The organism is Romboutsia sp., assembly GCF_056995035.1.
Genome location: NZ_JBXKIW010000057.1, coordinates 22886 through 34899, shown reverse-complemented (window position 1 = coordinate 34899; position 12014 = coordinate 22886). Strand labels below are relative to the sequence as shown.

Genomic DNA, 12014 nt, shown 5'->3' with positions numbered 1-12014 from the left:
TTTTCTCCTTATCTAATTCCGTGTTTTAAGCTTTAAAAGCTCTAATAACCATCAATAATATTAATGCCATTAATATTATTGATGACATGAAAGTCTTAGTTGTTAAAATATTTATTATGCTATAATCGCCTACCGAATCTCCAACTTCAATAATAGTATCTATGTTGTTCTTTTCTAAAAATTCGTCCTGAGGAAAAGTTAAATTGTCATTACATATTAATATAGGAATATTTTGCTTAGCAGATACTACACCTAAAGACATGTATTCCGTTATTTGCACATGATTTCCATATTCCATATTAACAGTGTATATTTTATCTACTTTTTTTATATCCTGTAATGTTTTTATTTTTTCTATATTGGTATCATATTTATCTATTTCTTTTACTTGCTCTGAGTTTTTTATATTACGCCCAACTTCATCAATAAATCTTTCTGAATCTCCTATAGCATATACCTTGTCGTAATCTTTCTTATTTATAAATTTAATCGCTTTACTTAAATTATTATCGTCTCCCCAAAGTATAGGTATTTTTTTTTGAGCCGCATATGAAGAAACTGCAAGCGCATTTTCAAGACCCGCTGTCGAACTTAGAAAAATAACTTCTGATGTATTATGTTCTTTTTCTATAGTATTTGCTATCTTCATAGCCGTTTCATATCTATCTTGTCCGTAAATTCTTTTTACTTCAATTCCGCTATCTATCAACATTTGTTCCGTAGTTCTAGATACATTTTTTAATCCACCAATGATCGTTATTTTCTTAACACCTAATTGTTTTATGTAGTTTTTAGTTTCTTTATCAAACTTTTTCCACGTAGTAGTTATAATAGGTGCATTTTTTGAATAAGCTAGAGGAGTCGCCGTTATAGCATCTATTACTGATTCTTCATTTATAAGAATTGCTTCATCTGCTTTTTTAAACACGCTTTTATTTAGCTTCATTGATATTGATCTATCACTACCATTTATAAATTCTTTATTATACTTGCTATTTGCATATACACCTAAAGTATTTGAAGTAGTAATCACTAAAACTAAAGATAATATGGTTGTAATCTTCTTTATCATATATACTCATATCCTTTTCATAGTTTAATATTTTAGTTTTCAAAAGAAAAAGGCTCTTTTTGCAAAGAGCCTTTTATAGGTTAATAGTCTAATATTTTCAAAATTATCTAGCTCCATCACCTGTTAATACGACCTTAACAGTTTTAAATAATATCTTAAAATCTAATAATATACTCCTATTTCTAATATAGTACATATCTTCTATTAGTTTCTCTTCAGGAGTGATATCATATCCACCATTTACCTGTGCCCAACCAGTAAGTCCAGGTTTTACAGCTAATCTATTAATAAACCCTGGTATATATTTATTGAACTCTTTTGTAAATGAAGGTCTTTCTGGTCTCGGCCCTATAATACTCATATCACCCTTTAATATATTAAATAATTGAGGAATTTCATCAATTCTAGTTTTTCTAATAAATTTTCCAACTTTAGTAATTCTAGGGTCATCTTTTTCAGCCCATTGAGCTCCAAATTTTTCAGCATCTGTTCTCATAGATCTTAATTTATATATATAGAACTTTTTGCCATCCTTACCTAGTCTTTCTTGTTTATAAGTTATTGATCCATTATCTTCTATTTTAATTAAAATTCCAAATATAGCTATTAAAGGTATGCCTATTAAAAGACCTATTAATGATAAAATTATGTCTAGAAATCTTTGATATATATCAAATAACACATTTCCTTTTACGTTACTATAATCAATAGTGCCTACAGTATTTACATATGTTGTGTCATTCAAAATTCCACATCCTTCACTACCATATCCAAACATAACTACCTCCGTATTTGAATAAATTTTTATTAATCAAATTATGACTTATTTTTATATTATACTCAAAAACCAATATATTATCAATACAATAAATGTCATAGAGGATATGATGTTATACATTTTTTTTCATTTTTAGATATAATTCTCTTTTTCAAAATTATTTTACTGTGTTTTCTATTCCTTTACCTATTTGAGTTCCCATTAATTGTCTTTTTGAAAGAGTATTAACAAAAGTTTGGTCATGTTCGTTGTCTATAAATGAACATTCAACTATAACAGAAGGAGCTTTACTTTCTCTTATCATATGATAATAATCTACCCCACTATTTGTAATTCTAGTCTTTAGTCCTCTATTTTTAAGATTAAATTGTTGTAATACATTGTTTAATATATTACTTGCTAAAGTCTTACTTGTTCCACCATTTGCGTCTGCCGATTTATAGAACACTTCTATGCCATTAGCTTCTGTATTAAATGAATTATAATGAATACTTGTAAGTAAATCTGCTCCTATAGAGTTTGCCATTGAAGTTCTTTCTCCTAAAGCCATAGTAACATCCTTATCTCTAGTAAGTACAACATTTACATTATTATTTCTTAAATACTGGGCAGCTGCTAAAGAAGTATCTAGTGTATAATTTTTTTCTTTTATAGTTGAATCTACCTTATTTAAAGCTCCAGAATCTGCCCCCCCATGTCCTGGGTCTATTACAACAGTTTTTTGACCTGAGTTATGCTCAGACAACTTATATGCTATATCATTTATAACATTAGCTTGTATTCCTCCACCAACTTGATAAACAACATTAGAAGACTTATTTGTTAAGTTATTCTCATGATATGAAGATACATAGTTTGTTGGGTTTATAAGTATTGGTGAATTTAATTTTGCAGCTAAAGGTCCAGCAGCTAATGCATCTACTAATACATTTGATTTAGCCACTAAAACAGCATCTAAATTTTGCCCCGGATAAAATCTTTCAATAACCTTAGCGTTAGTTTCATGTCTGTCACTTCCAGATACTCTATTATTATAAACACTTTGACCTGCTGCAGGAGTAGTTATATCTGCTACTTGATGTATAACATCTGTTGTTATAACACCCTCTCCTCCTATGAAATATGCATCCGTTAAATTTTCATTTTTTAACCAATTATAAGTTGTATTTGGTAACTTAGTTTTTTCACTTAAAATTATAGGTTGCTTATCTTGCCCAGCTTTTGCAGCTATAGTAAGAGCATCCACCTCACCCTTATATCCATTAGCTATATAAATCTTGTTAACATCATGATTATTATCTATTTCTTTAGCTATTTTTAAAGAAGTTTCATATCTATCAATACCTGCTAAACGTCTAACTGTCTTTCCTGTAGCAATACCTAAATTATTCATAGCATTGTTAGAAATAACTGACTCTCCACCTATTACTATTACTTCACTAGGATTTAAGCGTTTGATTTCATCCATAGTACTTTGTGATACACTATCCTTATTTGCAAGAAGTATTGGTGCATTATAAGTAGTAGCTAATGGTGTAGCTGTTATACCGTCTGCTATAGCATTTCCATTTACTATTATTACCTTAGCTGCTCCAGTTGGCCATCCTTGTTTACTTATTTGAACAGCAGTATCTTGTCTATCTGCTCCCACAAGTGTTTTTATAGGAGCTGCTGTTTTTTCAATATATGTTTTAAGAGATCTTGCGTTGTTAATTATATATTCTTGAGTTACTTTATAATCATCTAAATTTAATCCCATGTTTTCTAAATCTGTTTTATTTAGTACTTTTGGGTTTACTTCATTATTTATAGTTATGTTTTCAATTGACCATACGTTCAAGTATTCTGGATCTTTATTGAAATTTATTTCTCCTTCATATGCATTTGTTTCTGGATTATAGTTTAGTGTTGTGCTAAGTTGCATATCATAGCATAAATAGTTCAATGTTATGCTATTAGCATTTTGATTTTCTTTAAAAGATATACTTACTTTTGATTTATCTCCTAATAATACAGTTCTTTTTTCTATATTTATTTTAATGTTTGAATTATTTTCTATATTAATGTCATTTGCGAATGATACACTTGGTAAAACTAAAGTTACTGCCATCATTCCTGCTATAAGCATTTTTTTTGGTTTTTTCATTGTTTTTCCCCCTATTTTGTTAATCAATGTACATTATAACACATGCAAATGTTAAAATACACATTTTGCATCAAAATTTGCATAAATTAATCAAATGAAAATTATAACTTTTATTACTTTTTTATTCATTATTTTTTATTTTCCATTTTTTTTTAAAATACATAGCCCTCGACTTTTATCAATTTATATAGTATAATTTGATTAGGAAAAAAGAAGTTTTTAAACATCTCTTTTTTCGATATTTCTCACACAAAAAGACCCTACACTTTCGTGTAGGGTCTTTTTAACTACCTTATAATCACTCAAACCTTCTATTAATTAAATTTATATAAATATTTTATAGTTTCAATTCTAATAGTTCTATTTAGTATCTCAAACATATCATACCCTTGTATTGCGTATTCCTTAACAGGATCTTTTTGACCAATAGCAGCTAGTCCTATACATTGTCTTAATTGATCCATAGCATCAATATGTTCTATCCAGTGAGTATCAACTACCTCTAATAAAACTCTTCTCTCAAGCTCTTTAACTTTATCAAATCCAGAAAGAATCTTTTTAAAATCATAAACTCTCTTAGATAAATCATAAGTATAATCAATTGTTTCTTCCACCGTCATCTTGTCCATATCAGGAATTATAAGAGATTCTTTTGGCATGAAACTATTATGGACACTATTTAAAAATCCATAATAATCTTTATTTTTTCTAAGATGTTTTTCAGCTGCCTCTTTTAGAATATCCTTAACCATCTTTTGTATTTCTTCTTCTAAATCTAATTTATCTAATACCTTATTTCTCTCAGCGTAAATAACTTTTCTTTGCTCATTTATAACATCATCATATTGTATAACATTTTTTCTGATTCCAAAGTTACGCCCTTCTATACCTCTTTGAGCTCTTTCAATAGCCTTAGCTAAGTTCTTGCTTTCTAAAGCTCCATTTTCTGATTCCTTCATTCTCTTCATTATCTTTTCTATACTACTTCCACCATATAGTTTTATAACTTCATCTTCTAAACTAACAAAGAATCTAGAAGTACCAGGGTCACCTTGACGACCAGAACGCCCTCTTAACTGATTATCTATTCTTCTTGTCTCATGTCTTTCAGTACCTATTACATAAAGTCCACCAAGTTCCTTTACTTTAGCTTCCTCAATTTTATCACCAGCACCTAATGATATATCTGTACCACGACCAGCCATATTAGTAGCTATAGTTACAGAACCTAATTTACCAGCATTTTTAACTATTTCAGCTTCTTTTTCATGATTTTTAGCATTTAATACTTCATGTTTTATACCTTTTTTCTTAAGTAAACCTGATAAATGCTCAGACTTATCAATAGATACAGTACCAACTAATATAGGTTGACCACTTTTATTTATTCTTGCTATTTCTTCAACAACAGCGCTATACTTAGCTTCTTCAGTTTTAAATACTAATTCATTTAAATCTGCTCTAAGTATCGGCTTATTAGTAGGTATAGTTACAACATTCATACTATAAGTAGATTGGAACTCACCTTCTTCAGTCTTAGCAGTACCAGTCATACCACTTAACTTAGCATACATTCTAAAGAAGTTTTGGAAAGTTACAGTAGCTAAAGTCTTAGATTCTCTTTTTATTTCAACCTTTTCTTTCGCTTCTATAGCTTGATGAAGTCCATCAGAGTATCTTCTACCATCCATTATTCTTCCTGTAAACTCATCTACTATCATTATTTCATCATCTTTAACAACATAATCTACATCCTTATCCATTAACTTATTAGCTCTTAAAGCTTGGTTAATGTGATGATAGATTTCTATATTATCTATATGAGTAATATTTTCTATACCAAAGAAAGATTCTGATTTAGTCATACCACTTTCACTAAGTGCTATTGTATTATCTTTTTCTTCTATTTCATAATCTTCTTCATTTAAACTTCTTATAAAAACATCTGCTACATCATATAACTTTGTACTTTCATCTCCAGTACCAGATATTACAAGAGGAGTTCTAGCTTCATCTATAAGTATAGAATCAACCTCATCCACTATAGCAAAGTTTAATTCTCTTTGTACCTTATCTTCATTTTTAGTCACCATGTTATCTCTTAAATAATCAAATCCATACTCATTGTTAGTACCATAAGTTATATCACACTTATATTGAGCCTTTCTTTCAGTAGGATCTTGACCGTTTACTATAACCCCTACACTCATACCTAAAAATTCATACACAGGTTGCATAAGTTCCTTATCACGTTTAGCTAAATAATCATTAACAGTTATAACATGTACTCCTTTACCTGCTAATGCATTTAAATAAACTGGAGCAACCGCAACTAAAGTTTTACCTTCCCCAGTTCTCATCTCAGCTATCTTACCCTGGTGAAGTACAATTCCACCTATTAACTGAACTCTGTACTGACGCATACCTAAAACTCTTCTTGATGCCTCTCTACAAACTGCAAACGCTTCTACAAGTACATCATCAAGCGTTTCTCCATTATTCAATCTATCTTTAAATATATTTGTCATATTTTTTAGTTCTTCATCACTTAATTCTTGGATATCGTCCTCAAAATTGTCAATCGAGTCTACTATTTTATTAATTACTTTTATTTCATTTTCATCCGATTTACTCATTATCCTGTCTAAAATTGACATGTTCTTCCTCCTTTTATTACAAAAAAATCTATAATACGATAGTTCTATTCATAAAACTCGTTCCATTTCCAAAATATACATTTCATTATATCATATATGTATTTATTTTCTCAAATTACTTATTTTAATTCAATAGTTAAATTTTTCCCTATGCATATCTATTATTATTTTAATATAGACACAGCTTATTAATTTAGATATAATATAGATACTTGAAAATTAAAAACATCTCTTTTTCAAGTATTTCTCACATTAAAGAGAGCTGATATTAATCAGCTCTCTTTTACTTTTTATAAATATAATTTAACACGCATCCCATACTCACTAGCCAGTTGTACAGCCTTAACGCCATTATACCTTTTTATAATTTCTCTATTTCTACTATTTCTAATAGCACTTTTATATAATACAGCATGCGCTTCTAATAGTTTAAAATCACAACATTTTCCAGCAAAGTTTTTATCCTTTTTAACTACTACCTTATCATATAAGTTAGTTGCTTTTGCCTTAATTTTATCACTTTCACTTCTTATAAAAAGCACCTGATTTTGAAGTAAAGTCTTATAGCTTATATCTTCTTCCTCATCGATATCATATAAAATTAATTCTGTATCTAAAACAGGAATCATATTATTTAAATTTATTGCTCCATATTCACCGCTCTTTATCTTTATAAAATCTAAAGTATTCTTAATTTTTAAATGTTTCGGTTTAGGTGAAGTTAAAGGTGCAAAATATTTAAAGTTATTTATTTCTATAACTATACCTATATATGGTCTTTTATTAGACTTATTATGCATTATCCCTTTATAGTGCAAAATCAAGTAATTTATATACTCATCAGATACTCTATATATCTTTAGTTGATTCATAAAAATGTCTCCTTTTTACCATAAAAAAAAAGCAACCTTCAAATATAAAAGTTACTTTTTTTATTTAATTGCTCACTTATGGTAGAGCATCTCCGCTTTTCTAATATTATTATGTCACATATTTCGAAAAAGGTTAAAGATATTTTTTTACTTTTTATTTACTATTATCCATTTTCATAAGTAAAATTAAATTCTGTAGTATATTATTTTACCATAAATATTATACTCAAACGCAAAAAAAACATACTCATTTAAGTATAAATGAATATGTTTTAATTTATACAGTAATAGATAAAAAACAACATCGTTTCAAAATTTGACAAAAAATTCACCATCTCTATGTTAAAATTACAATGAATTATTCAAAACGCTTAACTGCTCAAATAAATTTTTAAGAGGGCAATATTATCCAAAAGATTTATATAAAATTATAGGAACGAAAATAGGAACTACCAACGCAGCCGGTTATGTATTATCTAATACATATAAAAACTTACGTAGAGTTTAAGGAATAATTCAATCATTTAGTAAAAAAGGGGGAATTTTTATGAGAAAAATAATAACAATAGCAACAACTTTAACTTTAGTAGCAACTATGTCAACAAGTGTGATTTTTGCAAACGACAACAACAAAAAATATTCAAACAATCCTTCACAATTGACGAGTTCTATTAATAATAAAAAAGGAACAGTAAACATAAATGGACTTAATATTAGAAAAGGTCCTAGTACTAGCTATTCATCAATCTTTAAAGCAAATAAAGGACAAGTAGTCTTATTAAAAGAAAAAAATTCTAATAACTGGTACAAAGTAGAATTATCTAATGGTATTGTTGGTTGGTGTGATGGAAAATATTTAACAAATATAACTACTACTCCAAGTCAACCACCAGTGTCAAACACCAATTCTATTATAAAAAACCAAATAGCAACAATAAGTATAAATGGACTTAATATTAGAAAAGGTCCTAGCGCTAATTATGCATCAATTTTTAAAACAAATAAAGACCAAGTAGTCTTACTAAAGGAAAAAGATTCTAAAAATTGGTATAAAGTAGAATTACCTAATGGTATTGTTGGTTGGTGTAGTGGTAAATATTTAAGCAATATGAAATACTTTAATGAATATTGTTTACCTAGCATGAATCAAACACAACTAAATACTCTTATAGAAGAAACTATAGCTGTCTCAATGAATCAATTAGGAAAACCTTATATATGGGACACTCAAGGTCCAAATTCATTTGATTGTTCTGGGTTAATGCAATATAGTTTCAAAAATGGGGCTGGAGTAGAATTAACTGATTACTCAGCAGAACAAGCATTAAAAGGAAAATATGTTCCAAGGAATAAATTAAAAAGAGGAGACTTAGTCTTTTTCGATGTTGCGAAATTGGGAAGAGTTAGTCATGTCGGTTTATATTTAGGTAATGGAGAGTTTATTCAAGCTGTAAATCCAAAAGAAGGTATAAAGATTTCTAAAATGTCTGAAAGCAAATATTCTTCAAACTATATAACAGCAAGAAGAGTTATAGGATAAATAAGTTATGCCTGCAAGCAGAACTTTAGCAACTTCGCATAAATGTGAAATTGGAATAGAATAATTATACTTAACAAAAACCTAGATAGTAGTCATCTTTTTTAGATGTACAATATCTAGGTTACAATTCACCATTTTATAATGATTAAATTTTATTTTGAGACATTCCCTTTTTATTTTTTAATTTTATGATTTTTTAATCAATCTCTTTTTTATCATATCAGTTATCAAATTAATCTCTTCAATTTTAAACATAACAACTAATATGCCATAAACACAAGCTCCAATTCCAATAGATATAAACAAACTAACTGCCTCAAATATAAATCCTATACCTAATGCACTTATAAGAATCTTATAAGTAAAGTAAGTAACAATACCCATTATCACAGCTGCAAATAAAGATTTAATTGTAACCTTAGCAATCTTATCTTGACCAAAGTATCCAATTTTATTTTTCAAACTATTAAATAATAAGAACATACATATAGTAGCAGATATACTAGTAGCAAAAGCAAGTCCAGCATATCCCATAACTTGTGATAATAATAAATTTAATATTATATTTATTATAACGGATATAACCCCATTTACCATAGGTGTTTTAGTATCTTTTAATGAGTAAAATACTTTTCCTAATATATCCCTCAATCCAAAAGCAACCATACCTAAAGAATAAAAAATTAAAGCAATAGCTGTCATCTGAGTGTCCTTTTCATTAAAAGCACCTCTTTCAAATAAAAGGCTTACAATAGGTTTTGAAAGGACTATAGCTCCAATAGATACTGGTATAACTAATAAGATAGCACTATTGACACTTTTAACAATTGATTTTGCAAAACCATCTTTGTCATCACTTGATGATAAAGATGATAATATCGGATATATAACAGTTGAAATAGATACTATAAAAAGTCCCATTACAAATCCATTTAATTTATTTGCATAATTTAAAACAGATACAGCAGCCCCACCTCCAAGGTTAGTCGCAAGGGTTCTATCTATAACTGTGTTTAACTGATTAAAAGCAACCCCTATAAATACTGGCCCTAATAGCCATATCATTTTTTTTACATATTCATCTTTTATGTTTAAAATAGGTTTATATTTATAATTATTCTTTCGTGCAAAAATATATTGAAATACAAACTGACTTGCCATAGCAAGTAAAGTACCCGCTGGTAATATGTATAAATTAACTTTCACACTAAGTATAATAGAAATAATAATTATTATATTAAAAGGAATACCTGACATTCCAGATATAGCAAAACTTTCTTTAGCTTGTAAAAATGCTGCCATTATCTTGCTAAGAGCTATAAATAATCCTCCAAAAATCATTATTCTTGTAAACTCTACTGTTAAATCAAACTTTTCTCCTTTAAATCCCATTGCAAATATTTTTACAAGTTCATCTGTGAATACAAGTCCTAATATACCAATTATTATTCCTATAACTACTATTATGTTAAATATGTTATTCACAAAATGATTTGCTTTTTCATCTTTACCCAAATTATAATTTTCAAAATATAAAGGTATAAATGTAGTTACTATTGCAGTACCTATTATTGTAAATAAAGTTGAAGGTATACTCATAGCAGATATATATGCTTGACTATAATCATTTGTCCCATAACATGCTGCAAGTACTAGCTCTCTTCCAAATCCTAAAAACTTAGACAACATAGTAACTATCATAAGCGACAATGTCGCTCTTGCCATTTTACTCATCTCTTACTCCTTCATATATATGTATTTCATCTTTAGCTACTATTTCCCATGTAAAATCTTGTTTTACTCTTTTTGTAAGCTCCTCTTTATCATAATTAGAATTTAAAACTTCATAAACCTTACTAGCAAATCTTATTTCAAAATCTTCTCCATCATCTACAAGCAAGTTTTTATCTCCTATAGCCTCTTCAATTCCACCTACATTGCTACCTACAACTACGGTTTCACAAGCATTAGCTTCTATTATAACGCAACCAAATCCCTCATTTTTACTCGGTAATACCATAACATCCATAATATTCATATAATCTCTTACTTTGTTTGCCTGTACATTCCCCATAAAATGTACATCTAAGTTTTTAACTTTAGCTTCCTCTATCATAGTTTTCTTTAAGGGACCATCCCCTACTACAATAAAGCTTATATCATCATTACCTAATTTTTTTCTTATATTATAAAATATTTCTATTAGCTTATCACATCTTTTAACTTTATTTAAATTTCCAACAAACCCTATTATAACTTTATTTAAATTTAAATTTTCTTTGATTTGTGATTTTTCACTATCATTTATAGGATGAAATATATTTGTATTTACTCCATTTTTAGTTATTAAATAATTAGACTTATCATATCCAATCTTTTTAGATGCAATATATAGCTTATTACTAACAAAAATATTTTTATAAGCATTATCTAATACCTTAATTACTTTTTTTCTAACTTGCTTATCTTTCACAGGCATTGTGTGAATATCACTACCATGATAAGTTACTATATATAGCTTATTAAATAACTTATTAATAAAATAAGCTATTCTTCCATGAGGATAACCCCAATGAGCACTGACCATATCGCACTTTTTTATATCTTTTTTATATTTCATAATCATAGGCAAAAAATTAATAAAATCTAAATTCAACTTTTCAAAGGCTTTATTCACCATACCCACCTTTATGTATACATTCTTATAATTTAATCCCTCATATGTAAAGTACTCTTCACCCTTTACTCTTAATTTTTTTTTTGTTATCTTTTTTAATAACTTAAAAAGACCTCCATCATAAAATTTTATTGAGTAAATCTCATATTTATCTAAGCCTTCATACTTTACTAGTTCTTTTATTCTTTCATGAGTAGCTGTAAATAAACCCTTACGATTATGCTCATTAATATTTACTAAATATAAAATTTTCATAAATTTACCTTTCTAAA

General features: G+C 28.0%; 8 protein-coding genes. 1 reads left to right on the top strand and 7 read right to left on the bottom strand.

Going from position 1 to position 12014, the window contains the following annotated elements; all coding sequences use genetic code 11:
• Positions 1 to 25: 25 nt before the first annotated feature.
• The 5 genes from AC11VW_RS09280 to AC11VW_RS09260 all read right to left on the bottom strand — a co-directional run bounded on the left by AC11VW_RS09280 (position 26) and on the right by AC11VW_RS09260 (position 7525).
• Positions 26 to 1072, bottom strand: a complete 1047-nt coding sequence (locus AC11VW_RS09280; RefSeq protein ID WP_484301128.1) for a cell wall-binding repeat-containing protein — start codon at positions 1070 to 1072, stop codon at positions 26 to 28.
• Positions 1073 to 1175: 103 nt separating this feature from the next.
• Entirely contained in the window at positions 1176 to 1850 is a 675-nt protein-coding gene (locus tag AC11VW_RS09275; RefSeq protein WP_484301127.1) for an exopolysaccharide biosynthesis polyprenyl glycosylphosphotransferase, read from the bottom strand.
• Positions 1851 to 2007: 157 nt separating this feature from the next.
• A complete protein-coding gene (locus tag AC11VW_RS09270; protein ID WP_484301126.1) occupies positions 2008 to 3996 on the bottom strand; it encodes an N-acetylmuramoyl-L-alanine amidase in 1989 nt (662 codons plus the stop codon).
• Between the two features lie 314 nt (positions 3997 to 4310).
• The gene (gene secA, locus AC11VW_RS09265; RefSeq protein ID WP_484301125.1) at positions 4311 to 6653 is read right to left on the bottom strand and encodes a preprotein translocase subunit SecA; all 2343 of its coding nucleotides are present in this window, start codon (positions 6651 to 6653) and stop codon (positions 4311 to 4313) included.
• Positions 6654 to 6943: 290 nt separating this feature from the next.
• On the bottom strand, positions 6944 to 7525 hold the full coding sequence (locus tag AC11VW_RS09260) for a type III toxin-antitoxin system ToxN/AbiQ family toxin (RefSeq protein WP_484301124.1): 582 nt from the start codon (positions 7523 to 7525) through the stop codon (positions 6944 to 6946).
• A gap of 547 nt (positions 7526 to 8072) precedes the next feature.
• Between AC11VW_RS09260 and AC11VW_RS09255 the strand changes: the two genes are divergently transcribed.
• Positions 8073 to 9065 carry a C40 family peptidase gene (locus AC11VW_RS09255; RefSeq protein WP_484301123.1) on the top strand — a complete coding sequence of 331 codons (993 nt, stop codon included), beginning with the start codon at positions 8073 to 8075 and terminating at the stop codon, positions 9063 to 9065.
• 186 nt (positions 9066 to 9251) lie between these two features.
• Here the strand turns inward: AC11VW_RS09255 and murJ are convergent, their stop codons facing one another.
• The gene (murJ, locus tag AC11VW_RS09250) at positions 9252 to 10799 is read right to left on the bottom strand and encodes a murein biosynthesis integral membrane protein MurJ (RefSeq protein WP_484301122.1); all 1548 of its coding nucleotides are present in this window, start codon (positions 10797 to 10799) and stop codon (positions 9252 to 9254) included.
• Complete coding sequence (locus AC11VW_RS09245) at positions 10792 to 11997, bottom strand: glycosyltransferase (protein ID WP_484301121.1); 1206 nt, start codon at positions 11995 to 11997, stop codon at positions 10792 to 10794. The genes murJ and AC11VW_RS09245 overlap by 8 nt, the downstream gene beginning before the upstream one ends.
• Between the last annotated feature and the right edge of the window lie 17 nt (positions 11998 to 12014).

Excerpts from the sequence above, each read along its gene's own strand:
- AC11VW_RS09255 (WP_484301123.1), top strand. The coding sequence starts at position 8,073 with ATGAGAAAAATAATAACAATAGCAACAACTTTAACTTTAGTAGCAACT.
- AC11VW_RS09270 (WP_484301126.1), bottom strand. The coding sequence starts at position 3,996 with ATGAAAAAACCAAAAAAAATGCTTATAGCAGGAATGATGGCAGTAACT.
- murJ (WP_484301122.1), bottom strand. The coding sequence starts at position 10,799 with ATGAGTAAAATGGCAAGAGCGACATTGTCGCTTATGATAGTTACTATG.
- AC11VW_RS09260 (WP_484301124.1), bottom strand. The coding sequence starts at position 7,525 with ATGAATCAACTAAAGATATATAGAGTATCTGATGAGTATATAAATTAC.
- AC11VW_RS09280 (WP_484301128.1), bottom strand. The coding sequence starts at position 1,072 with ATGATAAAGAAGATTACAACCATATTATCTTTAGTTTTAGTGATTACT.
- AC11VW_RS09275 (WP_484301127.1), bottom strand. The coding sequence starts at position 1,850 with ATGTTTGGATATGGTAGTGAAGGATGTGGAATTTTGAATGACACAACA.
- AC11VW_RS09245 (WP_484301121.1), bottom strand. The coding sequence starts at position 11,997 with ATGAAAATTTTATATTTAGTAAATATTAATGAGCATAATCGTAAGGGT.
- secA (WP_484301125.1), bottom strand. The coding sequence starts at position 6,653 with ATGTCAATTTTAGACAGGATAATGAGTAAATCGGATGAAAATGAAATA.